The organism is Mycolicibacterium llatzerense, from assembly GCF_000878195.1.
Lineage (GTDB): Bacteria > Actinomycetota > Actinomycetes > Mycobacteriales > Mycobacteriaceae > Mycobacterium > Mycobacterium llatzerense.
The window spans coordinates 26,151-49,051 of sequence record NZ_JXST01000005.1 but is presented as its reverse complement, the minus strand read 5'-3'; the positions used below and the strand labels follow the sequence as shown (position 1 = coordinate 49,051).

General features: G+C 64.6%; 25 protein-coding genes. 18 read left to right on the top strand and 7 right to left on the bottom strand.

Annotation, left to right across the window (positions count from 1 at the left end):
- Positions 1–368 precede the first annotated feature (368 nt).
- Positions 369–1,277 (top strand): hypothetical protein, encoded by a 909-nt coding sequence (locus TL10_RS31635; RefSeq protein WP_234711368.1) that lies wholly within the window; start codon positions 369–371, stop codon positions 1,275–1,277.
- 44 nt (positions 1,278–1,321) lie between these two features.
- Here the strand turns inward: TL10_RS31635 and TL10_RS04740 are convergent, their stop codons facing one another.
- Entirely contained in the window at positions 1,322–1,915 is a 594-nt protein-coding gene (locus TL10_RS04740) for a recombinase family protein (protein ID WP_043984722.1), read from the bottom strand.
- Positions 1,916–2,213: 298 nt separating this feature from the next.
- Between TL10_RS04740 and TL10_RS04735 the strand changes: the two genes are divergently transcribed.
- On the top strand, positions 2,214–2,636 hold the full coding sequence (locus TL10_RS04735; protein WP_043984721.1) for a hypothetical protein: 423 nt from the start codon (positions 2,214–2,216) through the stop codon (positions 2,634–2,636).
- On the top strand, positions 2,633–2,908 hold the full coding sequence (locus TL10_RS04730; RefSeq protein WP_043984720.1) for a hypothetical protein: 276 nt from the start codon (positions 2,633–2,635) through the stop codon (positions 2,906–2,908). Before TL10_RS04735 ends, TL10_RS04730 begins: the two co-directional genes overlap by 4 nt.
- Before the next feature lie 68 nt (positions 2,909–2,976).
- Here the strand turns inward: TL10_RS04730 and TL10_RS04725 are convergent, their stop codons facing one another.
- A complete protein-coding gene (locus TL10_RS04725) occupies positions 2,977–3,804 on the bottom strand; it encodes a hypothetical protein (RefSeq protein WP_131630677.1) in 828 nt (275 codons plus the stop codon).
- Positions 3,805–4,264: 460 nt separating this feature from the next.
- On the opposite strand from TL10_RS04725, the gene TL10_RS04720 reads away from it, so the two are divergent.
- Both TL10_RS04720 and TL10_RS04715 read left to right on the top strand, forming a co-directional pair.
- Entirely contained in the window at positions 4,265–4,816 is a 552-nt protein-coding gene (locus tag TL10_RS04720) for a helix-turn-helix domain-containing protein (protein ID WP_043984718.1), read from the top strand.
- Entirely contained in the window at positions 4,800–5,990 is a 1,191-nt protein-coding gene (locus TL10_RS04715; protein ID WP_202813114.1) for a tyrosine-type recombinase/integrase, read from the top strand. The genes TL10_RS04720 and TL10_RS04715 overlap by 17 nt, the downstream gene beginning before the upstream one ends.
- Positions 5,991–6,010: 20 nt before the next feature.
- Here TL10_RS04715 and ychF read toward each other — a convergent pair whose 3' ends face one another.
- Positions 6,011–7,084: a redox-regulated ATPase YchF gene (gene ychF, locus TL10_RS04710; protein WP_043984717.1), complete on the bottom strand. Its 1,074-nt coding sequence runs from the start codon at positions 7,082–7,084 to the stop codon at positions 6,011–6,013.
- A gap of 83 nt (positions 7,085–7,167) precedes the next feature.
- Between ychF and TL10_RS04705 the strand changes: the two genes are divergently transcribed.
- On the top strand, positions 7,168–8,310 hold the full coding sequence (locus TL10_RS04705) for a DUF6542 domain-containing protein (RefSeq protein WP_043984716.1): 1,143 nt from the start codon (positions 7,168–7,170) through the stop codon (positions 8,308–8,310).
- A gap of 50 nt (positions 8,311–8,360) precedes the next feature.
- Here TL10_RS04705 and TL10_RS04700 read toward each other — a convergent pair whose 3' ends face one another.
- The gene (locus TL10_RS04700) at positions 8,361–9,371 is read right to left on the bottom strand and encodes a 4-hydroxy-3-methylbut-2-enyl diphosphate reductase (protein ID WP_043984715.1); all 1,011 of its coding nucleotides are present in this window, start codon (positions 9,369–9,371) and stop codon (positions 8,361–8,363) included.
- A 66-nt stretch (positions 9,372–9,437) separates the two neighbouring features.
- Between TL10_RS04700 and TL10_RS04695 the strand changes: the two genes are divergently transcribed.
- From TL10_RS04695 to TL10_RS04680, 4 genes are all read left to right on the top strand, one after another.
- Entirely contained in the window at positions 9,438–10,016 is a 579-nt protein-coding gene (locus tag TL10_RS04695) for a lipid droplet-associated protein (protein WP_043395716.1), read from the top strand.
- 4 nt (positions 10,017–10,020) lie between these two features.
- Positions 10,021–11,265: an exodeoxyribonuclease VII large subunit gene (gene xseA, locus TL10_RS04690; RefSeq protein ID WP_043984714.1), complete on the top strand. Its 1,245-nt coding sequence runs from the start codon at positions 10,021–10,023 to the stop codon at positions 11,263–11,265.
- Complete coding sequence (locus tag TL10_RS04685; protein WP_043395723.1) at positions 11,252–11,464, top strand: exodeoxyribonuclease VII small subunit; 213 nt, start codon at positions 11,252–11,254, stop codon at positions 11,462–11,464. The genes xseA and TL10_RS04685 overlap by 14 nt, the downstream gene beginning before the upstream one ends.
- Positions 11,465–11,527: 63 nt before the next feature.
- Positions 11,528–12,613 (top strand): 3-beta-hydroxysteroid dehydrogenase, encoded by a 1,086-nt coding sequence (locus TL10_RS04680; RefSeq protein WP_043395726.1) that lies wholly within the window; start codon positions 11,528–11,530, stop codon positions 12,611–12,613.
- A 114-nt stretch (positions 12,614–12,727) separates the two neighbouring features.
- Here TL10_RS04680 and TL10_RS04675 read toward each other — a convergent pair whose 3' ends face one another.
- Together TL10_RS04675 and TL10_RS04670 are read right to left on the bottom strand one after the other, a co-directional pair.
- A complete protein-coding gene (locus TL10_RS04675) occupies positions 12,728–13,003 on the bottom strand; it encodes a dsRBD fold-containing protein (RefSeq protein ID WP_043396041.1) in 276 nt (91 codons plus the stop codon).
- A 145-nt stretch (positions 13,004–13,148) separates the two neighbouring features.
- On the bottom strand, positions 13,149–13,580 hold the full coding sequence (locus TL10_RS04670) for a CBS domain-containing protein (RefSeq protein ID WP_043984821.1): 432 nt from the start codon (positions 13,578–13,580) through the stop codon (positions 13,149–13,151).
- Between the two features lie 229 nt (positions 13,581–13,809).
- Here TL10_RS04670 and TL10_RS04665 point away from each other — a divergent pair, with 229 nt between their 5' ends.
- The 5 genes from TL10_RS04665 to TL10_RS04645 are packed head-to-tail and all read left to right on the top strand — an operon-like array spanning position 13,810 to position 19,206.
- Positions 13,810–15,360 carry an arylsulfatase gene (locus tag TL10_RS04665; RefSeq protein WP_043984713.1) on the top strand — a complete coding sequence of 517 codons (1,551 nt, stop codon included), beginning with the start codon at positions 13,810–13,812 and terminating at the stop codon, positions 15,358–15,360.
- A complete protein-coding gene (locus TL10_RS04660; RefSeq protein ID WP_043984712.1) occupies positions 15,361–16,254 on the top strand; it encodes an HAD family hydrolase in 894 nt (297 codons plus the stop codon).
- Positions 16,247–17,128, top strand: a complete 882-nt coding sequence (locus TL10_RS04655; protein ID WP_043984711.1) for a formylglycine-generating enzyme family protein — start codon at positions 16,247–16,249, stop codon at positions 17,126–17,128. The genes TL10_RS04660 and TL10_RS04655 overlap by 8 nt, the downstream gene beginning before the upstream one ends.
- 51 nt (positions 17,129–17,179) lie before the next feature.
- Positions 17,180–17,944: an SDR family NAD(P)-dependent oxidoreductase gene (locus TL10_RS04650; protein WP_043984710.1), complete on the top strand. Its 765-nt coding sequence runs from the start codon at positions 17,180–17,182 to the stop codon at positions 17,942–17,944.
- 32 nt (positions 17,945–17,976) lie between these two features.
- A complete protein-coding gene (locus TL10_RS04645; protein WP_043984709.1) occupies positions 17,977–19,206 on the top strand; it encodes an AI-2E family transporter in 1,230 nt (409 codons plus the stop codon).
- Here the strand turns inward: TL10_RS04645 and TL10_RS04640 are convergent.
- Positions 19,133–19,795, bottom strand: coding sequence for a DUF4245 domain-containing protein (locus TL10_RS04640; protein WP_043984820.1), 663 nt, complete (start codon positions 19,793–19,795; stop codon positions 19,133–19,135). The genes TL10_RS04645 and TL10_RS04640 overlap by 74 nt on opposite strands.
- A gap of 90 nt (positions 19,796–19,885) precedes the next feature.
- Here TL10_RS04640 and glpX point away from each other — a divergent pair, with 90 nt between their 5' ends.
- The 3 genes from glpX (at position 19,886) to TL10_RS04625 (ending at position 22,899) form a co-directional block, all read left to right on the top strand.
- Complete coding sequence (gene glpX, locus TL10_RS04635; RefSeq protein ID WP_043395742.1) at positions 19,886–20,914, top strand: class II fructose-bisphosphatase; 1,029 nt, start codon at positions 19,886–19,888, stop codon at positions 20,912–20,914.
- Between the two features lie 28 nt (positions 20,915–20,942).
- Positions 20,943–22,349, top strand: coding sequence for a class II fumarate hydratase (locus TL10_RS04630; protein ID WP_043984708.1), 1,407 nt, complete (start codon positions 20,943–20,945; stop codon positions 22,347–22,349).
- Positions 22,350–22,596: 247 nt separating this feature from the next.
- Positions 22,597–22,899 carry a hypothetical protein gene (locus TL10_RS04625; protein WP_131630676.1) on the top strand — a complete coding sequence of 101 codons (303 nt, stop codon included), beginning with the start codon at positions 22,597–22,599 and terminating at the stop codon, positions 22,897–22,899.
- Positions 22,900–22,901 lie beyond the last annotated feature (2 nt).

Here is a 22,901-nt window from a genome sequence, read left to right as displayed (position 1 = left end):
CGGCGCATTGCCGGGGCCTACACGTTGAAGCGGAACTCTGTGCTGGGCGTTTGCCACAGCTTATTGCGTTGGTTGCGTTAAGAATTGGCAGGTCAGGGCGTTGGCGGTGTTGGCTGTCATTTGCGGTGAACGGAGCTACTGCGGACGGTTTGCGGACGCTTGGCACCGGAGAGAGAGCGCACGCTGGCCGTACGAGGCGCGAGCCGGGCCCTCTACGGGGCACCCCCCACCCCCTCGTCCATTCCTTCGGACCGGCATCTCTCGCGAGCGGATAACCAGCGGACGTAGTTGTCAGGGTCGCAATGGGCAGATAGAACGTTGGCGCGCCATGCGCGCAACGCAACTGCGAGCGTGCGAACGTATCCGATGTGGCAAGCTCAAACCGCGCTATCGAAGGTCCATCCTCCGCACAGATTGTTGATGCCTTGCGGGCGGCGGGATGGCTGCTTGAGCAGGAAGCCGACACCGCGCTCGTCAGCCGCGGCTACGCAACTTCGGTGGGAGCAGCGTTCCCCGACCCTGACGACCCCACAAAGTCGCGAGAGATCGACGTGATGGCTTACAAGCGTCTGCATTCGGATGAAGAACTGCGCGTATCGGTCGGTATTCGCTGCCTCGTCGAATGCAAGCAAACTTCGAACCCTTACGTGTTGATCGGCAAACCGACCGACGAGTTCGAACGAACCCGACCTCGGTTAGAAGAGGTCTACAGATTCGATCAAGTCGTCATCCGACGGGAACCTATCGGAGCCAACGCAACTCGCCTGTACAACACGGACGCTCGAACGTACCTCCGCCTGAACGATCTGCGGGAAGCACCCTGGAATCATGGCTTCTTGGCCAATCAGATGACTCGACTCGAACGAAAAGCGGAGTGGATCGCTGACAATCGGGGCATCTTCGACAGCCTCGTCTACCCGCTCGCGAAGGCTACGCAGCACTACCGGAGTCAACGCCAGACCAGTCGAGTCGTTCACGACAGATCACGCGATTGGGCATCAATCCAGTTCCTCTATCCGATGGTTGTTACTTCCGCTCCGCTGTACAAGGTCGACGTCAGCGCAGAGCCGTACGAGCCCAAACTTGTTGACTGGGTGCCGATGGTTCGAGAGATTCGATCAGGCACGCTAAACGGTCGCTACGTAATCGACACAGTCCACGCAGGTGCGCTCGGCTCATACCTAGACGAACACATCGGCCCGTTCGCCGCCGATCTGCAACGCCTGGCGCAAGATGATGCTGAACGCTTCATAACCTCGGGCTACGAGGAAGGGTGAGTCAGATTCGGCGAGCTGACAGCTTCCTGACGCAACTATCATTCTCAGCGCACCGCTAACGCACGGTACACAGTTGCGCGACTGACACCGAGTGTCGCCGCGATGGTGCTCGCAGGCTCACCACTGGCGTGCATCCGCTGGGCAAGCGCGGCCTTCTGGGGGTCCAGCGCTTTGGGTCGACCGATGGTCTGTCCACGTGCACGACGGGCCTCACGGGCCGCTGAGCGCCGTTCACGACCCAACTCCAATTCGAGCTCAGCCAAGCTCGCCAAAACCCCCGCCACCATGCGGCCAGTGGCGTTCGACGTGTCGATGCCCTCGCGTAGGGACCGCAGCACAATCCCGCGCTCCCCCAGTTCGCGGATGGTGGACATGACCTCGGCGGCGTTGCGGCCCAGGCGGTCGATACCAACGACCACGATGGCATCACCCTCACGGGCGTAGTCCAACAGAGCGGCCAGGCCGGGACGTTGTTCACGGGTCGAGGTACCCGAGAGCTTGTCCGAGTAGACGCGGGCCGTATCGACACCCGCAGCGGTCAGCGCATCAACCTGTTGGTCGAGCGACTGGTGACCAGTGCTGACGCGGGCGTAGCCAAGGACGGTTCCGGTGGCTGCCGGGGCAGTGGTAGCGGGCATGCGAACAGTGTCGCAAAAGTCTCATAACAACTCAATATGAGACAAGTGTTTTGAACCAACTTCTGAGACAGTGCGAGCTGGCAGTTTCTTGTACACAACCGCTCTCGCTACCGCTGTCTCAATTCTTTAGTTTCGAGACACCGAGTGGGTCGTCGTCCATGGGCGAAACACCGAAGTCATCGCTCCGCCATCCAACCTCGCTTGCGGACCAACCTTGTCGGTCGTCTCAAGAATTGGCGTTCGCACGCTAATCCATCAGTAATGAAATAGGCTGCAAGACACTAGAGGAGGGAGCCGTATGGCGAGCACAACCTCGCGGCGTGGCATCGTCGTCGTTCGGCTAACTTTTTGGGTCACCTTCGGCGTCATCGTCGGATTACTGCCCATAATCATTGTCAGCATCCAGACGGGCATGTCTCATGAGTTCTCTATCGTCGATGTTTTGGGTAAGGGTGAACTTTTTGTCGCAGGCGCTGTGATCGCCGGCGGTGCCATTGGTGAATTGATATCAGCAGGTATCTCACGCGATTACAGTGGAACTCAGACCGGCTTCAAGGTGCTGGCGGTCTTCATTGGCTTCTTCAATCTGTTGGCGCTACTGGCGAATTCCATCGGATATACCGTGCATTCGGATCCATCGACAATCACCGGCACGTCAATAGCGTTCTTCCTCGCGGCGATTGTCCCAAGTGGGGTTACGATGGCGATGGTGGCAGCATGAATGAAATGGCCGCATCTGCGATGGCGACCGGACCGTCGACTCTCGCGTATGTGTTTGCAACTGTGAGCGTGGTCGGCACATCATTGACGACTCTATTGACCTATCTCTGGATGCGGCGTCGAGAGCGCCCCGTTTTTCAAACCACCATAAAGATTATTACTCCGCGGGGCGGCCAGATGGAGTTGGAGATTGATCCGCTCGCAAGCGATGAAGACGTTGCCCAGCGAGTCGTCCAGGCGCTACACAAATCACGGAGCGCGGATAATGTGTGAGTGGCCTAAGGGCAAGCCGGACAGAGTTACGTCGACGCAAGGTGGTCGCCGCAGCCTCAACATCCCATTTAGTCATCCTTGTAGCGCAGTCGGTCCTTTGCCCAGTCTTCGACCCACCTGTTCGTCTCGTCTCTGATCGTCTTCACGTGAGGTGTGGCGAACCATATGACAAAAGCTCCGGCTAGGGTGCCTAGCACCAACACGGGACTCTGGAAATGATCACTGTAGCCAATGACCCCTGCTGTTCCTACCGAGGTGAGCCCCTGTATCAGGTTCGATACCGAAGCAAGTTTCTCGGGCTTTGAGCCATAAATCGGCAACGGAAGCTCAAGCACGACTTCCGTCATCTTAAGGTCGTCTTCATCAGCGACGCTTAGGCCGAACTTAGAAACACTCTGCTTAACGAATATGTCGACCACTTGTCGCTCGAGCTCCGGGCCGAATAAAAAGGGAAGCATGTCGCGAGTCTTTTCAGCGCTATATGTCAACACCGAATTGAGCGCGGGCACGAAGTATTCGAACGAGCCAGACTTACCCAAGCCATAGTTCTCCACCAAGAGCTCGGCGAGCTCGCCATACACGGCACTTAGACGTTCAGCGCGAACGGATTCCAGCCGATCAAGTTCCGAGGCGAGCTGCTGCTCGATCCCTGACGCGTAGCTACTGGTTGACGAAACCAACCGCATGTCGCCATCCAACGCGGCGGCGTATATCCGACTCTTTGCGTCTTCAATGTCATTCCGCAGTTCGTCGACGGCAGCGTAGTCAAATTCAAATTCATTTGATAGCTGCTCAATCAATTCCCGATGATCCCGCTCATCACGCGTAAGTTCGACTGAATTACACCTCAGCTCAATGGGGATCGTGGTGTTCTCCAGCAGCACGGCTGTGGTCATCGACCAGGTCGTAGTCGTTCGATTATCGTGCGATAAAACAGACCCCTGCGTCATCTGCCCTCCGAGATCGATAAACTCGATAACACCAGACCACCTCGCGCTGGCAGGTCCATTTCTACAACCAACGCGGATAGCGTCGAACTTTATCAGGCAGAAGGTGTCGTCGGCCCCCATTCGCCACGCAGGACAGCGCCGTTTCGACTGGCCACAATTGGACATCCGACACCAGTTCAAAGTCCCAGACTTCCGCATGCCCGATGAGTAGCCCATACACACCGAACACGTGACGGGGGTGTATCGAACCTCGAGGACGGTTGCATCGTTACCGCTCGTCAGGCTGCCGCGAACAGGTACACGTTTTCGAAAAATTGCGGGCGAGGCAGATCCACTCCTGACGGCGGGACTTCGTCGGCTCGCCGCTAGGAGCGACCCGCGCACCCGCATCAATCATGAGGTCGAGATGAGTGACGCCCCCTGGTGCGGGAGCGTCGCCGCTGTCGAAGGCCAGCAGCTCGCCAATGAACTGCGTGAGCGACTGCCCAAAGACGCCGCCGAGACCTCAATCAAGGAATTGGCCCTGACCCGACAACACCATGAATCGTGGGAGAAACGATTCGGCGAGGTGGTCCGAAGCTGGCGACAAGACCGGAACTGGTCTCAGGATGAAGTCGCCGAACGCCTGCGGCATCAGGGGTTCGAGATGCACCAAACCACGGTCGCCAAGATCGAACGCGGAGCGCGCCCGTTGCGGGTGGCTGAGGCGGCGGCACTCGCTGAGGTGTTCGAGATGCCGATCATGGCGGTGTTCGAGCTATCACTGCCAGACGACCACACAACTCAGCTTGAGTCGCACCGCATAGAACTTGAGCAAGCGCGTAAGCGCGTCGATGAAAGTCGAGACACCCTGTACAGCATTGCCCAACACCACGCCTCTTTGTTGGCGGAGGTCGAAAAGATCATCCTGCGCATGAATGACAAAGTCAGCGGGGTGTCCGATGACTCAGAGACGTAACCGGCGCAGCAGCGTCGAGAACCGCTGGACCAAAACAATCCGCGACGCCGACGGCAATGCTCGGTCAGTACCCAGCGCCAACCATGGCAAGGGAAAGCAATGGCGCGCAAGATATGTCGATTCAGAGGGCCGCGAGCACGCAAAAGGGTTCCGTACGAAATCAGAAGGCCAGCAGTGGCTCAACAGCATCGTCGCCGCGCAGGAAACCGGCAACTACATCGACCCCAGGCTGGGCAAGGTCACATTTCACAGCTACTACCGGGAATGGTCGAAGTTGCAGATGTGGGAAACCAGCACGGTGAAAGGCATGAACTTGGCCGTGAACTCGGCAACCTTCGGCAATGTGCCGTTCGCGGATTTGAAGCCATCTCACATCGAGGCATGGGTTAAGTGGATGCGCGAGAAGCCGCTAGAGCCGTCCACGATCAAGACACGCTTCAACTATGTCCGCGCAGTTATCCGGGCGGCAATCGGCGACCGATTCCTCGCCCATGACATCTCCGCCAAGGTGACCCTGCCGCGACGCCCGAAAGCCTCAGAGGCAATGGCGATACCGACACCCACCGAGGTCGGCAAGCTCCTCAGTGAAGCGGAAGACCACTTCGCCGCCTTCGTCGCCCTCTGCGCATTCACGGGCACTCGGTTAGGTGAGGCTGCCGCTCTGCGCGTCGGAGACATCAAGTTCCTCTCCAAGGAAATTCGGATCGAACGCCAGGTCCAGAGAGCCAACGGGGGCGTTGTAGAAATTCGGCCACCCAAGTACGGATCGGTGCGCACGGTTTACGTGCCAGACGAGGTGCTGCACATCTTGAGCGAGCACATTCGCCTGCACCTGCCCGATAGCAGCCCGGACCGATGGATGTTCCCGGGCCAGGGTGAACACCCTCTCCATCAGAACTCGGTTGGTTACCTATGGCGCAAGGCACGGACGGCGGCAGGTGTCGACTACGTGCTCCACGATCTCCGGCACTTCTATGCCTCTGGACTCATCAACGAGAACTGCGACGTGGTGACGGTCCAGGGAGCACTTGGACACTCGTCGGCGACGGTCACGTTGAACACATACGCACACCTGTGGCCTAACGCCAACGACCGGACGCGAAAGGCTGCTGCCAATCTCTTCCAGGCGGCGGTTAACCCTGCTGCGGACGAACTGCGGACGGACAGCCAATAAATGCCCGATGACCTGGCCTTCTACACGTTGAAGCGGAACTCCACCACGTCACCGTCGACCATGACGTAGTCCTTGCCTTCCATCCGGACCTTGCCGGCGGCTTTCGCGGCGGCCATGGACCCGGCTTCGACGAGGTCGTTGAAGGCCACGATCTCGGCCTTGATGAAGCCCTTTTCGAAGTCGGTGTGGATGACGCCGGCTGCGCGGGGTGCGGTGTCGCCCTGGTGGATGGTCCAGGCCCGCGATTCCTTGGGGCCGGCGGTCAGGTAGGTCTGCAGCTTCAGCGTCCGAAAACCGGCGCGCGCCAACGCATCCAGGCCGCGCTCGGTCTGGCCGATGGACTCCAGCAGCTCGGCGGCGGACTCGTCGTCGAGCTCCAGCAGCTCGGCCTCGATCTTGGCGTCCAGGAACACGGCCTCGGCCGGGGCGACCATGGCGGTCAGCTCAGCCTTGCGCGCCTCGTCGGTCAGCACCGACTCGTCAGCGTTGAAGACGTACAGGAACGGCTTGACGGTCATCAGGTTCAGCTCGCGCAGGACGGACCAGTCCTTGCCCGTGGAGAACAGCGTCTTGCCCTCGTCGAAAATCGCCTGGGCGGCCACCACGGCTTCGAGGACCGGCTTGCGGTCCTTGTTGGTGCGGGCTTCCTTCTCCAGCCGCGGCAGCGCCTTTTCCAGCGTCTGCATGTCGGCGAGGATCAGCTCGGTCTCGATGACCTCGATGTCGGACTTGGGGTCGACGCGGCCGTCGACGTGCACGACGTCGTCGTCGGCGAAGGCGCGCACCACCTGACAGATGGCGTCGGCCTCGCGGATGTTGGCCAGGAACTTGTTGCCCAGGCCCGCCCCCTCGGAGGCGCCCTTGACGATGCCGGCGATGTCCACGAACGTCACGGGCGCCGGGACGGTCTTCTCGGAACCGAAGATCTCGGCGAGCTTGTCGAGCCGCGGGTCGGGCAGCGGCACCACGCCCTCGTTGGGTTCGATCGTTGCAAACGGATAATTAGCCGCGAGCACGTCATTACGTGTCAACGCGTTGAACAGCGTCGACTTTCCGACGTTCGGCAGACCGACGATTCCCAGGTTCAGACCCACGAGTTCACTAGTTTAGGAGACGCCACACCGTCCCAACGCCCGCCTGTAGGCACTAAGGCCCAGATTGCCGGTACGGTCTAGGAGTGTCAGCAGAGCATCATGGGGCCGAAGCCGCCCTCGATCGCCGCTCGGCGCTGCCCAGCATCCCGGGAATCCCCTGGTGGGGAGGCCTTGTGCTGGCGGTCACAGCCACTGCGATCGGCTTCGCCTACGACGCCGGCACCGGTGACAAAGAACTCAGCGCCTTCTTCACGTTCTGCTACGTAGCCGGCTGTGTACTCGCTGTGCTCGGCGTGCGGCGGTCCGGGATTTTCACCGCGGTCATCCAGCCACCGCTGATTCTTTTCGTGGCCGTGCCGGGCGCGTATTTCATGTTCCACAGCGACAAGATCGCCGGCATCAAGGACCTGCTGATCAATTGCGGTTATCCGCTGATCGAGCGTTTTCCGACGATGTTCTTCACCGCGGCAACGGTGCTGGTGCTCGGTCTGGTCCGCTGGTTCGTCCTGCCGCAGTTCCTGACCTACGAGGAAGACGACGACGAGGCAGTCGCCGAGGCCAAGCCTCGCCGCGCCCGGCGTCAAGCCGAGGACGAAGACGCCGTCGCACCCGCCGGTCTGGCCGCGACGCTGTCGGCCAAGCTCACCAAGCTCACCACCGGCCAGACGCCCCGCAGCGCGCGGACGCGCGCCACCCCGTCACGTCGTACGGCGGCAGAGTCGTCCCGCCGCGGCACCGCTGATCCGCAGCGCGCGCCGCGTCCGGCCCGGGCGCGTGCGCACGCCAGCGACACAGAGCTGATCGATCCCGTGCCCGGACAGCTGCGTCGGCCGCAGCGGCCGGCCCGTCCCCGCCCGGCCGCCACCGATTCGTATGCCGTTCCCGACGAGCCGCGGCGTCGCCCGCGTCCGGCCGCCGAATCGCGGGAGCCGCGGCGTACCCCGCCGCAGGACCGCTATGACTACCGGGAGCCGCGGGAACGGGATCGCTACGAGCGCCCGACGCAGCGCCCGTCCGCGTCCGAGCCGCGCCGTCGTCGCTATGCCGACGATCCGTACGAGCCCGGCGACCGCTACCAGTCCCCTGCTCGTCCGGCGCGGAGCGCTCCGCCCAGCAGTGCCCACCACCCGGTCTCGCGCGTGCGGTACCGCGGTGCGGACGACGATGCGGCGGCGGAGCCCCTCGCAGAGCGCCGGCCGCGCCGCACCTGGGACGCCGACGCCTGACGGCGTAGCCGCCTGGGTCAGCGCCCGCCCGGACCAGTGCCGGGCTGGGCCTAGTGCCGGGCCGGACGAATCTCGCGCGGCAGCGCGAACACCAGCGTCTCGTTCGCGGTGGTGACGGGCTGCACAGTGTCGTAGCCGAATTCGGCGAGTCGCTCCAGGACGCCCCGCACCAGGATCTCGGGCACCGAGGCGCCGGAGGTGACGCCGACCGTCGTGACGTTCTCCAGCCAGGCCGGGTCGATGTCCTCGGCGTAGTCGACGAGCTTGGCCGCATTCGAGCCGGCGCCCAGCGCCACCTCGACCAGGCGCACCGAGTTCGACGAGTTGCGCGAGCCGACGACGATCACCAGCTCGCACTCCGGGGCCATCGCCTTGACCGCAACCTGGCGGTTCTGGGTGGCGTAGCAGATGTCGTCGCTGGGCGGGTCCTGCAGCGTCGGGAACTTCTCCCGCAGCCGCCGCACGGTCTCCATGGTCTCGTCGACCGACAGGGTGGTCTGGGACAGCCAGATGACCTTGTTCGGATCGCGCACCGTCACCTTGTCGACGGCGTCAGGGTTGTCGACGACCTGCACATGCTCAGGTGCCTCACCTGCGGTGCCGACGACCTCTTCGTGGCCCTCGTGACCGACCAGCAGGATGTCGTAGTCGTCGCGGGCGAAGCGCTTGGCCTCGTTGTGCACCTTGGTGACCAGCGGGCAGGTGGCGTCGATGGTCCGCAGATTGCGCGCCGCGGCTTCCTCGTGCACCGTCGGCGCGACGCCGTGGGCGGAGAACACCACGATGGCGCCCTCGGGCACCTCTTCGGTCTGCTCGACGAACACCGCCCCGGCCTTGGCCAGGGTGTCCACCACGTAGCGGTTGTGCACGATCTCGTGCCGCACGTACACCGGGGCACCGTGCTTCTCCAGCGCCCGCTCGACGGTCTCGACCGCGCGGTCCACGCCCGCGCAGTACCCTCGGGGCTCGGCGAGGAGCACCCGCTTACCGGTTTTGCTCATCGCAGCCCCGGCAACCGAAACGGTGGCTCCGGGAATGCCCATATTGATGGTCGGTGGCATACGTCGAGGGTACTGCTCAAGGGTGCGTATCACCGCTTCGCCAGAGCCAGCCGTACTCTGGCAAGCATGTCTACTGCGCCCTACGGAGTCCGGCTGCTGGTCGGCGCGGCTGCGACCGCGCTCGAGGAGACCGTCCGGCTCCCCCAAACGATCCTGACCTACCCGATGACGCTGGCCAGTCAGCTCGCCCAGCTGGTCATGAAGATGCAGCAGGACCTGGCCGAACTCGTCAACAAGGGTGACGAGACCCTCGAGCAGTGGTTCCCGCCGAAGGACGAGCAGCCGGAATGGGCCACGTTCGACGAGGACCTGCTGGACGCGGCACCGGCGGATGCGGCTGCCACGACCGAACAGCGGGACGGCGCCCGCCTCACCGAGGGCCGCTTCGCGCTGTACACGGACACGCCGAAGGCGACGACCAACGGCTCGGCCACCAACGGTGCCAGCGCGACGACTGCGATCGAGCCGGCAATCGTGACCGACCTCGACTACGCGGCGCTGACCCTGGCCCAGCTGCGGGCCCGGCTGCCCCAGCTCAAGGTCGACGACCTCGAGGCGCTGCTCGCCTACGAGAACAACACGAAGTCCCGCGCGCCGTTCCAGACGCTGCTGGCCAACAGGATCACCCGCGCGACCGCGAAGTGATGCGGTGACGTCGGCTGCCGCAGCGGCCGAGAACGAGAACTCGGCCGAGAACCCATGGCCGGTCCGGGCGGTATCCACCCGGGTAGCCAAGTACATCGACCGGCTCGGCACCATCTGGATCGAGGGCCAGCTCACCGAGCTGAAGTTGCGGCAGTCGACGGCCTGGATGGTGCTGCGGGACCCGGCCGCGGACATGTCGCTGTCGGTCAGCTGCCCCCGCGCCCTGGTCGACGACGCCCCGGTGCCGCTGTCCGAGGGCACCCAGGTGATCATGCTCGGCAAGCCGCAGTTCTACACCCGCAACGGCTCATTCTCGTTGCGCATCAGCCAGATTCGCGCGGTCGGCATCGGTGAGCTGCTGGCCCGCATCGACCGGCTGCGCCGGCTGCTGGACGCCGAGGGCCTGTTCGATCCGCGGCTCAAGCGCCCGATTCCGTTCCTGCCCAACACCATTGGCCTGATCACCGGCCGGGCGTCGGCCGCCGAACACGACGTCGTCTCCGTCGCCCAAAGCCGTTGGCCCGCAGTCCACTTCGATATCCGCAACACCGCAGTCCAAGGCACGAACGCGGTGCCGCAGATCGTCGAGGCCCTGCGCGCGCTGGACGCCGAACCGGCCGTCGACGTCATCGTGATCGCCCGCGGCGGCGGCAGCGTCGAGGACCTGCTGCCGTTCTCCGACGAAACCCTGTGCCGCGAGATCGCCGCCTGCACCACCCCGGTGGTCAGCGCCGTCGGGCACGAACCGGACAACCCGCTGTGCGACCTGGTCGCCGACCTGCGGGCGGCCACCCCGACCGATGCGGCCAAACGCGTCGTCCCCGACGCTGCCGCCGAGCAGACCCTGGTGACCGACCTGCGTCGGCGCAGCGCCCAGGCCCTGCGCAATTGGGTGCACCGCGAGACGCGCTTCATCGAACAGTTGCGCGACCGCCCGGTATTGGCCCAGCCGCTACAGGCACTGGATGCGCGCGGCGAGGAGATCACCCGGGCCGTGACGGCCGCGCGTCGCGACATCCGGCGGCTCATCGCCACCGAAACCAATCACGTGGGCCACCTGTCGGCCCGGCTGGCCACGCTGGGCCCGGCCGCGACTCTGGCCCGTGGTTACGCCGTGGTGCAGAACCTATCGGCGGCCGGCACGGTCCTGCGGTCGGCACAGGATGCCCCGGCGGGAACCAGACTCCGAATCCGGGTGGCCGACGGCGCCGTCACGACCGTGAGCGAAGGAATATATGACGAACATTAGTCAGCTTGGCTACGAAAAGGCCCGCGACGAACTGATCGAGGTCGTCCGCCAACTGGAAGCGGGCGGGCTCGACCTCGATACCTCGCTCCAGCTCTGGGAAAGGGGCGAACAACTGGCAAAACGGTGCGAAGAGCATCTGGCCGGCGCCCGCAAGAAAGTCGAGGATGCGCTCGCCACGGGCGCCGACGACGAAAATTGATCGGTGCGGTAATTATTGCCGGACACTGTTAACTGGAACACGTTTCAGTTATGCTCCTGCACCATGCGTGATGCTTCCCTGACCACAGACCTCGGCCGTGTGCTGGTAACCGGTGGGTCTGGCTTCGTCGGCGCCAACCTGGTGACCGAACTGCTCGACCGCGGCCACCGCGTCCGGTCCTTCGACCGCGTCCCGTCGCCGCTGCCGGAGAACCCGAACCTGGAGACTCAGGTCGGCGACATCACCAACCCCGAAGATGTGTCGAAGGCTGTCGCCGATATCGACACGATCATCCACACCGCGGCGATCATCGACCTGATGGGCGGCGCGTCCGTCACCGATGAGTACCGCAACCGCAGCTTCGGCGTGAACGTCGGCGGCACCGAGAACCTGGTGAAGCTGGGCCGGGCCGCGGGCGTCAAGCGGTTCGTCTACACCGCGTCGAACAGCGTCGTGATGGGTGGCCAGGACATCCAGAACGGCGACGAGTCCATGCCGTACACCACGCGCTTCAACGACCTGTACACCGAGACCAAGGTCGCCGCAGAGAAGTTCGTGCTGTCGCAGAACGATATTGAAGGGGACGGGTCGGGTTTACTGACTTGTTCCATCCGGCCCAGCGGCATCTGGGGCCGGGGCGACCAGACCATGTTCAGGAAGGTGTTCGAGAACATCCTCGCCGGCCACGTCAAGGTGCTGGTGGGCAACAAGAACATCAAGCTGGACAACTCCTACGTGCACAACCTGATCCACGGTTTCATCCTGGCGGGCGAGCACCTGGTGCCCGGCGGCACGTCACCCGGACAGGCCTACTTCATCAACGACGGCGAACCGCTCAACATGTTCGAGTTCGCCCGTCCCGTCGTCGCCGCGTGTGGCCGCAAGCTGCCCAACTTCCGCGTCTCCGGCAAGCTCGTGCACCGCGCGATGATGGCCTGGCAGTGGCTGCACTTCAAGTTCGGCCTGCCCGAGCCGCTGATCGAGCCGCTGGCCGTCGAGCGCCTCTACCTGAACAACTACTTCTCGATCGCCAAGGCCAAGCGAGACCTGGGCTACGAGCCGCTGTTCAACACCGAGCAGGCCATGAAGGAATGCATGCCCTACTACGTCGAGCTCTTCCGCCAGATGGAAGCGGCTGACGCCAAGTAGCGGCTGGCCCGTCACCTTCCCCCGCGAGCAGACGTAAAACTGTCGAATTCTGTTGGAAATGCGACAGTTTTGTTGGGGGCACCTCCCGCTTGCGGGGGACTGCTCGCGCTGGTTTCAGCGGTAGAGGTGCACCGGGTGCTGTGTTGATTTCTCGATGTTCGCCGAGGCTGCCAGCAGCAGATCGGTGCCGAGCGCGATGAGCGCCCGGGCCGCTGCGATCTCCTCGCCGACCAACGGCGCACTCGGGTCTTTGGGATTGCGGTAGGCATCCCCCGTCGTCGAGAGCGTGTCGTCGCGGAGCCGGGCGTGCGCGCTGGCGTGGGTGTGGACGTCATCTTCGTAGAACTCGATCTCGACGTGCCACTTGTTGGTCAGATCCTTGTCGTACATGTCGATCACCTTCCCGCTTCAAGCGTGCGCCTCGGACCGCCTGATGTCGACAAACAAGGCCCTTCGCGTTGAGTTGCCAGCACACATCCAATTCACGCTCGGCCCGCGATACCCATGCGTGCGCGGTCGGCCGGAAAGGTGGCTACTACGCGGTGAATGCGCGGGGTGCGCAGACCGCCGTGAGGAACTCTGCGATGGCGTGCTCAGACAACTTCCGCACCACATCAGCTTCGGTGACGATGCCAACGAGTCGACGACCTTCGACCACCGGCAGCCGGCGCACCTGGTGCAACGCCATGACGTCCAGCATGTAGAGGATGCTGGCGGTGCTGGGAACAAAGTAGACCGGCCCCTGGGCCAGCTCACCCACCAGAGTGGTGGCAGGTTCCTTCCCTGCCGCAAGGCATTTGACGGCGATATCCCGGTCGGTAACCATGCCGCGTAGATGCTCGTCGTCAGCGCAGATCGGCAGTGCGCCGATGCCCAGGTCGCGCATCCGAGTAGCGGCAGCGCTTACCGTTTCATATTCATTGACGCAGATAACGCCACTATGCATGATGTCGCGCGCGTTGGTCATCATTGTGCCCCCCGAGGCTCGGCGATAGAACACGCGCGGTGAATTCTACGCCGGCGTCACGGTTTCGTCCGAAGTTCCTCAGCACCACCAGCCAGATCAAGATCACACCGGAAACGAGCGTCTATACCGCCGGGCAACTGAACGGATGCCAAACCCGCGCCGGAATCCTTGACCCATCCGTAAAGTCGAACGGGCACAGGAAAATCCGTTTCGACCGAGGAGCTCCGCAATGCCCGACGGCAAACCCAACATCCTGGTGATCTGGGGTGACGACATCGGCATCAGCAACCTGAGCTGTTACAGCGACGGGCTGATGGGCTACCGCACCCCGAACATCGACCGCATCGCCGCCGAGGGCATGCGCTTCACCGACTCATACGGCGAGCAAAGCTGCACCGCCGGCCGCGCGGCGTTCATCAGCGGGCAGAGCGTGTACCGCACCGGGATGAGCAAAGTCGGCATACCGGGCGTCGACATCGGTTGGGCCGCAGAGGATCCGACCATCGCCGAACTGCTCAAGCCGCTGGGCTACGCCACCGGGCAATTCGGCAAGAACCACTTCGGCGACCTGAACAAGTACCTGCCGACGGTGCACGGCTTCGACGAGTTCTACGGCAACCTGTACCACCTCAACGCCGAAGAAGAGCCCGAGCAAGTCGACTACCCGCACAAGGACCAGTTCCCGCGACTGTACGAGAAGGCTCTGCCGCGCGGGGTGATGAACTGCAAGGCCACCACCGAGGTCTCGTCCGAACCCGACGACCCGAAGTTCGGTCCGGTCGGCAAGCAGACCATCGAGGACACCGGGCCGCTGACCGCCAAGCGGATGGAGACCATCGACGACGACATCGCCGACCGCACCGTCGACTACATCAAGCGCCAGCACGACGAGGGCAACCCGTTCTTCGTCTGGTGCAACTTCACCCACATGCACCTCTACACACATGTGAAGCCGGAGAGCCGCGGGCAAGCAGGCATCTGGCAGTCCGAGTACCACGACGCGATGATCGACCACGACAAGAACGTCGGCACGGTGCTGGATGTCCTGGACGAACTGGGCATCGCCGACGACACCATCGTCATCTACTCCACCGACAACGGCCCGCACCGCAACACGTGGCCCGACGGCGGCACCACCCCGTTCCGCAGCGAGAAGAACACCAACTGGGAGGGCGCCTTCCGGGTGCCGGAGCTGATCCGCTGGCCCGGAAAGATCAAGGCGGGCGCGGTTTCCAACGACATCATCCAGCACCACGACTGGCTGCCGACGCTGCTGGCCGCCGCCGGCGATACCGACATCGTCGAGAAGCTCAAGAAGGGGCACAAGGCCGGGGCAGACGGTGAAACCGAGTACAAGGTCCACATCGACGGGTTCAACCTGCTGCCGTATCTGACCGGCGAGGTAGAGCACAGCCCGCGTCGCGGCTTCTTCTACTTCAACGACGACGCCGAGCTGGTGGCGATGCGCTTCGAGAACTGGAAGATCGTCTTCGCCGAGCAGCGCTGCCAAGGCACGCTGCGGATTTGGGCCGAACCGTTCACGCCGCTGCGTGTGCCCAAGCTGTTCAATCTGCGCACCGACCCGTACGAGTACGCCGACATCACGTCGAACACGTACTACGAGTGGTTCCTGCGACGCGACTTCTTCGCGTTCTATGCGACGGCCATGGCCGCGGCGTTCCTCGACACCTTCAAGGAGTTCCCGCCGCGGCACCCACCGGCCAGCTTCAGCATCGATCAGATCGTCGAGAAGCTCCACCAGTTCTTGGCGGCAGATTAGGTGCTCGAATCATGGAATGACGGCCCGACGAAGGCGGCGATCGTCGACTTCGTCGGGCGGGTCACCACCGATGGCCCGGATTACGTTGCGCCGCAAGACCGGGTCGCGGTGTTCGACAACGACGGCACACTGTGGTGCGAGAAGCCGGCGTACATCCAGCTGGATTTCCTGGTGCGCCGGCTGGCCGAGCAAGTCGCTGCCGACCCGGCGCTGGCGGACCGGAAGCCGTACGCCGCAGCCGCGTCGGGAGATCTCGCTTGGTTTGGCGCCGCCGTCACCAAGCACTATCAGGGCGATGACAGCGATCTGAAAGTACTTGGTGCAGCGATGCTTTCGGCACACTCCGGGATCACCGTCGAGGAACACGCCGCACGGGTGACGGCGTTCTTCGCCGACGCTCCGCATCCGACGCTCGGCCGGCCGTACACCGCGTGCGGCTACCTGCCGATGATCGAGCTGCTGCGCTACCTGGAGGCGAGCGGATTCACCTGCTACATCGCCTCCGGCGGCGGACGCGATTTCATGCGGCCCGTGACGGCTGCGATGTACGGCATCCCGCCGGAGCGGGTGGTCGGCAGTTCCGTTGCGCTGCAATACCAGGACGGCGAACTGCTCACGACGGCCCAACCGGAGTTCCTCGACGACGGGCCCATCAAGCCGGTGCGGATCTGGGGCAGGATCGGGCGCCGGCCGATCTTCGCCGCGGGCAACTCCAACGGCGACATCGAGATGCTCGAATACGCCCGCGGCTTCCGGATGCTGGTGTTGCATGACGATGCCGAACGCGAATTCGATTACGTCGCAGGGGCGGAACGGGTGCTGGAGCTGGCGAAGACCGAGGGCTGGACCGTCGCAAGCATGCAGTCGGACTGGGCCGCCGTGTTCGATGCCTGACGCATTGGCCTGGATTCCGGCGCAGACCGCCATGCTGGGCTCGGACGAGCACTACGCCGAGGAGGCCCCGGCCCGCGAGGTCACCGTCGACGGTTTCTGGATTCAGCCGCACCAGGTGACCAATGAAGCGTTCGGCGCCTTCGTCGACGCCACCGGCTACGTCACCGTCGCCGAACGGCCGCTCGACGCCGCCGACTATCCGGGCGCCCCGGCGGAGAATCTGCAACCGGGCTCGATGGTGTTCCGCCGCACCCCCGGCCCCGTCGACCTACGTCACCTCAGCCAGTGGTGGACGTGGACGCCGGGTGCATGCTGGAACCACCCGCGGGGCCCGAAGTCGTCGCTGCGGAACCGGGAGCACCATCCGGTCGTGCATGTGGCGTTCGAGGACGCCGCGGCGTACGCCGACTGGGCGGGGCTGGGCCTGCCCACCGAGGCGCAGTGGGAGGTCGCCGCCCGCGGCGGATTGGACCGCGCCACCTACACCTGGGGTACCGAGTCCGAGCAGCCCGGGCAGCGGCTGGCCAACTATTGGCACGGCGAGTTCCCCTACCTGCCGGACACCGGCTACGGCCAGACCACGCCGGTGGGTAGCTTCCCCGCCAACGGCTACGGCCTATTCGACATGGCCGGCAATGTCTGGGAGTGGACCACCGACTTCTACGGCGCCACCCGCGACAGCGGGCCGTGTTGCGCCGCAGACAGTTTCGACCCCGATCAGCCGCAATTCCAGGTACCGCGGCGGGTGATCAAGGGCGGGTCGTTCCTCTGCGCGGACAGTTACTGCCTGCGCTACCGGCCGGCGGCCCGTCGTCCACAAGCCGTCGATACGGGGATGAGTCACGTCGGATTCAGGTGTATACAGATTGGGTAATCTGTTCACTCCGCTCGGGGTGACGCGATCGCCACGGCCCAGGAGAAACCAGTGAGCACACAGCGCAACGCCCTCATCGTCGGCGGGGCATCCGGCATCGGCTGGGCCAGCGCCCAGGGCCTGGCCGCGCAGGGCTACCGCGTCACCATCGCCGACCGGAACGCCGAACTCGCCGAATCCCGCGCCACCGAGCTCGGCGCACCGCACACCTCGGTCGTCGTCGAGGTGACCGACGAGGCCTCCGTCGCTGCCGTCTTCGAGCAGGTCGGCGAGCTCGACGCCGTCGTCAGCTGTGCCGGATTCTCGACCTTCGGACTCATCGTCGACATGCCGGTCGAGGATTTCCGGGCCGTCGTCGACTGCTGTCTGACGGGCTCGTTCATCGTCGCCAAGTACGCCGGCCGCCAGCTCCGCGAGGGCGGGTCACTGGTATGCATCTCGTCGCTCAACGGCCGCCAGCCGGCCATCGGCATGAGCGCCTACAGCGCCGCCAAGGCCGGCCTGTCGATGCTGACCGAGGTGGCCGCATTGGAGTTGGGCCCCAAGGGAATTCGCGTCAACGCCGTCGCCCCCGGCTTTGTGGCCACCCCACTGACCGAGGGCGCGGCACTGATCCCCGGCGTCGTCGACGAGTACGTGGAGAACACCGCACTGGGCCGCGCCGGCACCCCCGAGGACATCGCGAACGCCGTGTTGTTCCTGTGCTCGGAGCAGTCGTCATGGATGACGGGCGAGGTGCTCGACCTCAACGGCGGCGCGCACCTCAAGCGCTACCCCGACATCATGAGCCACCTGCTGAAGCTGGCATCCGGGTAGCGATCGGCAACAAATCGGACAGAATCACCCGCATGGACACCGATTTCACGATCACCCAGAAGCGGGCGCTCGCTGTCGCAACGGTCATCGCGGTCGGGTTCGGCGCCTATTTCCTGCGGAGCCAGTTCATGCTGGTCATGGTCGCCGGAGTGGTGGCCTACCTGTTCAACCCGCTGTTCCGCCGGCTGTCGACGCGGCTGAGCACCGGACTGTCGGCCACCCTGACCCTGCTGGCCGCGCTGGTCGTGGTGGTCGTGCCGATCAGCGGGGCCGTCGCCATCGGCATCGTTCAGATCAGCAGCATGATCCGCAATGTGTCGGACTGGGTGAGCCGCACCGATATGGGCGCGCTGGGCACCCGCTCGCTACAGGCCGTCAACGACCTGTTGGCACGCATCCCGTACCTGCACGACGTGACGCTGACGAGCGAATCACTCCAGAAATGGATCATCACGTTCGCGCAGCGCGCCGGCGCATGGGGCCTGAACGTGCTGCAGGACGCGGCGGGCGGGCTGTTCGGCGCGCTGGCCGGTGCGGTGATCTTCCTCTACGTGTTCATCTCGCTACTGGTCAATGGTGACGAGGTGGTCCTGCTGATCCGGCGGCTCAATCCGCTCGGCGAAGAGGTCACCGACCTGTACCTGGCCAAGATGGGCGCCATGGTGCGCGGGACGGTCCTCGGCCAGTTCGTCATCGCCCTGGCTCAGGGTGTGGCAGGCGCGATTTCGATCTATATCGCCGGATTCCACGACGGTTTCTTCATCTTCGCGATCCTGCTGAGTGCCCTGTCGGTGATCCCGCTGGGCGGCGGCATCGTCAGCATCCCGTTCGGCATCGGCCTGGCGTTGTTCGGCAATGTCGGCGGCGGACTGTTCGTCATCCTGTTCCACATCCTGGTGGTCACCAATATCGACAATGTGCTCCGGCCGATCCTGGTGCCCCGCGCGGCCCGGCTGGATTCCGCACTGATGCTGCTGTCGGTGTTCTCCGGGATCGCGATGTTCGGTTTCCTGGGCCTGGTGATCGGCCCGGTGCTGATGATCGTCGTCGTCACCACGATCAGCGTGTATCTCGCGGTGTACAAAGGCGTTCCGCTGAGCGACCCCGAACCCGACGAACCCCGGGCACCGGGACGCCTGTCCCGGCTGAGCGCCGCACTGTGGGCCCGAATGCGCCGATCGCAACCGGCTACCGCAGTGGCTGTGCCTGCTGCGTCGCCTCCGCCAGCGTCCGATAATCCACCGGCCCCGCCGACCCACTGACCGCGACCTGCGCCGGGCCGGTCGGCCCGTCGAGCCTGGCCGTCCAGATCGGTTCGGTGCCCTGCTGGTCTTCGCCCGCACCCTCGTAGACCACCCAGTGCACGCCGCCCAGATCCTGGGCGCCGGTCGGGTACATACCGCTGTGGATCGAGGCGACCAGCTTGTCCTCGTCGGCATTGCTCTGGGTCAGTGCCACGAACATGCCGGCGGCGGTCAGATAACCCACCTTGGACGTCAGCGCCCGCGTGGGCTGCTTGGTGACGGGATCGATGCGACCCGCCTCGATGCTGCCGCGGGACCCGGAATTGGCATGCCACCCGGACGGCAGCTCGGGCACACGGATCGGGATGTGCAACGCCGCTGCGTCGGCCTTGAGAGCGGCCGGGGCGTCGTACTGCGGCGCCGGACCCTTACCCGGCCCCTGCGGCGCGAACGAGCACATCCCGAGCATCCCGGCCAGCGCGATACATGCCACCACCAGCGGGGCGATCGACCAGAACATGTCACGGCCGTCCTGCAGCAGCCGGTCCTTCGCCGGGCGCGGCACCGGCACCGACTGGCCCTCGGCGACCACCTCGGGTGCGGCGATCGGCTGGCCCTCAGGTTCCGGGGATGATGACGTCACGGTGCTCAGTATCCCAGCTCCCCGACGCGCACTGGCTAATGGGACAATCTGCGCATGACGCCTTCGCGCCGGGAAGCCCCAGACCGCAACCTCGCACTCGAACTCGTCCGGGTCACTGAAGCCGGGGCCATGGCCGCCGGCCGCTGGGTTGGCCGCGGTGACAAGGAAGGCGGTGACGGCGCAGCCGTCGACGCCATGCGTGAGCTGGTCAATTCGGTATCGATGCGCGGTGTCGTGGTCATCGGCGAGGGCGAGAAGGACCACGCCCCGATGCTCTACAACGGCGAAGAGGTCGGCAACGGCGACGGCCCCGACTGCGACTTCGCCGTCGACCCGGTCGACGGCACCACCCTGATGAGCAAGGGCATGCCCAACGCCATCTCGGTGCTGGCAGTCTCCGAGCGCGGCACCATGTTCGACCCGTCGGCCGTCTTCTACATGAACAAGATCGCCGTCGGACCCGACGCGGCCGACGTCATCGACATCACGGTGCCCATCGGCGAGAACATCCGCCGGGTCGCCAAGAAGCTCAACGAATCTGTGGCCGACGTCACGGTGTGCATCCTGGACCGGCCCCGGCACGCCCAGCTGATCAGCGAGGTCCGCGAGGCCGGCGCCCGCATCCGGCTGATCTCCGACGGCGATGTCGCCGGCGCCATCTCCGCCTGCCGCCCTGAGTCCGGCACCGACATCCTGGCCGGCATCGGCGGCACCCCCGAGGGCATCATCGCCGCGGCCGCCATCCGCTGCATGGGCGGCGCGATCCAGGCCGTCCTCGCCCCGACCGACGACGACGAGCGCCAGCGCGCCCTGGACCGCGGCTATGACCTGGACCGCGTGCTGACCACCGAGGACCTGGTCGCCGGCGACAACGTCTTCTTCTGCGCCACCGGCGTCACCGACGGCGACCTGCTCAACGGCGTGCGTTACTTCGCCGGCGGTTGCACCACCCAGTCGATCGTGATGCGCTCGAAGTCCGGCACCGTCCGGATGATCGAGGCCTACCACCGGCTCTCCAAGCTCAACGAGTACTCCGCAGTGGACTTCACCGGCGACCTGTCCGCTGCACACCCCCTGCCGTAATTCCGTTCACCTCAACAAAAGGGAGCACATGTCCGACAACGATGTCGAATACCGCATCGAGCACGACACCATGGGCGAGGTCCGGGTGCCGATCAACGCCCTGTGGCGCGCGCAGACGCAACGAGCGGTGGAGAACTTCCCGATCTCGTTCCGCGGCCTGGAGCGCACTCAGATCCGCGCACTCGGCCTGCTGAAGGGCGCCTGCGCGCAGGTCAACAAGGACCTGGGTCTGCTGGCCGCCGACAAGGCCGACGCGATCATCGCCGCCGCCGGTGAGATCGCCGACGGTCTGCACGACGACCAGTTCCCCATCGACGTCTTCCAGACCGGTTCGGGCACCAGCTCGAACATGAACGCCAACGAGGTCATCGCCTCGATCGCGGGCCGCAACGGCGTCGAGGTCCACCCCAACGACCACGTCAACATGTCGCAGAGCTCCAACGACACCTTCCCCACCGCCACGCACATCGCGGCGACGGAAGCCGCTGTGCGCCACCTGATCCCGGCGCTCGAGGTGCTGCACGAGTCGCTGGCCAACAAGGCCCGCGCGTGGCGCACCGTCGTCAAGTCCGGCCGCACCCACCTCATGGACGCCGTGCCCGTCACCCTGGGCCAGGAGTTCGGCGGCTACGCCCGCCAGGTCGAGGCCGGCATCGAGCGCGTCAAGGCGACGCTGCCCCGCCTGGGTGAGCTGGCCATCGGCGGCACCGCCGTCGGCACCGGCCTGAACGCCCCCGACGGCTTCGGCGCCAAGGTGGTCGAGGTGCTGGTGAACCAGACCGGCATCGCCGAACTGCGCACCGCCGCAGACTCTTTCGAGGCGCAGGCCGCCCGCGACGGACTCGTCGAGGCCTCCGGCGCGCTGAAGACCATCGCGGTGTCGCTGACCAAGATCGCCAACGACGTGCGCTGGATGGGCTCGGGCCCGCTGACCGGCCTCGGCGAAATCCAGCTGCCGGACCTGCAGCCGGGCAGCTCGATCATGCCGGGCAAGGTGAATCCTGTTCTGCCCGAAGCGGTTACCCAGGTGGCCGCGCAGGTCATCGGCAACGACGCGGCGGTCACCGTCGGCGGTCTGTCCGGTGCCTTCGAGCTGAACGTGTACATCCCGATGATGGCCCGCAACGTGCTGGAGTCCTTCACGCTGCTGTCCAACGTGTCCCGGCTGTTCGCATCCAAGTGCATCGACGGCCTCGTCGCCAACGAGGACCACCTGCGCACGCTGGCGGAGTCGTCGCCGTCGATCGTGACGCCGCTGAACTCGGCCATCGGCTACGAAGAAGCCGCCAAGGTGGCCAAGGAAGCCCTCAAGGAGAAGAAGACCATCCGGCAGACGGTCATCGACCGCGGCCTGATCGGCGACAACCTCTCGCTGGCCGAGCTGGACAAGCGCCTCGACGTGCTGGCCATGGCGAAGGTCCGCGACGAGCGCTAGCGCGAGGAGCCGCCAAAACAGTCGGCGATCAATTTCGCGTCGAAAATGCCCCCTTCCTCGGAAGGGGGCATTTTTGTGCGCTCTGACAGAGCCCTTCTCACAACTTGGGTGAAGCCAATGTGAACAGCTCCTTACTGGACAGATACTGCCGGGAAACGGGATTCGACCGTGTATTTGCGATCGTGTTGCAATGGCGGCCGACCTCACTGATTCGTACCGAGGTACCCGGCTGGACACCGTCCCGTGCATGACGCACGGGCGCTACCACATGCCGCACACACACGCCGTGGAGCCGATGCCCAAATCCCAGGCTGATGTCCTCAAACTGGTGACGACCTCACCTGGGCAACGGAACGCCGACGTGCTGCAAGCCAGGTTGTTCATCGAACTGCTCGAAGAAGAGCTGGGTGAGCTGCACCTGCAGCTGGCGGCAACGGAGCGCCGGGCGGCGAAACAGGGCGCCGACAAGCACCTCGAGGTGCTGCGTTCGAGGATGGCCGACATCATCGCCATGGTCGATGCGATCGCCGACCGCTTCCCCACTGCCTAGCG

Bases quoted from the DNA above. Each gene is read 5' to 3' on its own strand.
- TL10_RS04740 (WP_043984722.1), bottom strand. From the start codon at position 1,915: ATGCCCGCTACCACTGCCCCGGCAGCCACCGGAACCGTCCTTGGCTAC.
- TL10_RS04735 (WP_043984721.1), top strand. From the start codon at position 2,214: ATGGCGAGCACAACCTCGCGGCGTGGCATCGTCGTCGTTCGGCTAACT.
- TL10_RS04730 (WP_043984720.1), top strand. From the start codon at position 2,633: ATGAATGAAATGGCCGCATCTGCGATGGCGACCGGACCGTCGACTCTC.
- TL10_RS04725 (WP_131630677.1), bottom strand. From the start codon at position 3,804: ATGACCACAGCCGTGCTGCTGGAGAACACCACGATCCCCATTGAGCTG.
- TL10_RS04720 (WP_043984718.1), top strand. From the start codon at position 4,265: ATGAGTGACGCCCCCTGGTGCGGGAGCGTCGCCGCTGTCGAAGGCCAG.
- TL10_RS04715 (WP_202813114.1), top strand. From the start codon at position 4,800: ATGACTCAGAGACGTAACCGGCGCAGCAGCGTCGAGAACCGCTGGACC.
- TL10_RS04700 (WP_043984715.1), bottom strand. From the start codon at position 9,371: ATGCCACCGACCATCAATATGGGCATTCCCGGAGCCACCGTTTCGGTT.
- TL10_RS04695 (WP_043395716.1), top strand. From the start codon at position 9,438: ATGTCTACTGCGCCCTACGGAGTCCGGCTGCTGGTCGGCGCGGCTGCG.
- TL10_RS04685 (WP_043395723.1), top strand. From the start codon at position 11,252: ATGACGAACATTAGTCAGCTTGGCTACGAAAAGGCCCGCGACGAACTG.
- TL10_RS04680 (WP_043395726.1), top strand. From the start codon at position 11,528: ATGCGTGATGCTTCCCTGACCACAGACCTCGGCCGTGTGCTGGTAACC.
- TL10_RS04675 (WP_043396041.1), bottom strand. From the start codon at position 13,003: ATGTACGACAAGGATCTGACCAACAAGTGGCACGTCGAGATCGAGTTC.
- TL10_RS04670 (WP_043984821.1), bottom strand. From the start codon at position 13,580: ATGACCAACGCGCGCGACATCATGCATAGTGGCGTTATCTGCGTCAAT.
- TL10_RS04665 (WP_043984713.1), top strand. From the start codon at position 13,810: ATGCCCGACGGCAAACCCAACATCCTGGTGATCTGGGGTGACGACATC.
- TL10_RS04655 (WP_043984711.1), top strand. From the start codon at position 16,247: ATGCCTGACGCATTGGCCTGGATTCCGGCGCAGACCGCCATGCTGGGC.
- TL10_RS04645 (WP_043984709.1), top strand. From the start codon at position 17,977: ATGGACACCGATTTCACGATCACCCAGAAGCGGGCGCTCGCTGTCGCA.
- glpX (WP_043395742.1), top strand. From the start codon at position 19,886: ATGACGCCTTCGCGCCGGGAAGCCCCAGACCGCAACCTCGCACTCGAA.
- TL10_RS04630 (WP_043984708.1), top strand. From the start codon at position 20,943: ATGTCCGACAACGATGTCGAATACCGCATCGAGCACGACACCATGGGC.
- TL10_RS04625 (WP_131630676.1), top strand. From the start codon at position 22,597: ATGACGCACGGGCGCTACCACATGCCGCACACACACGCCGTGGAGCCG.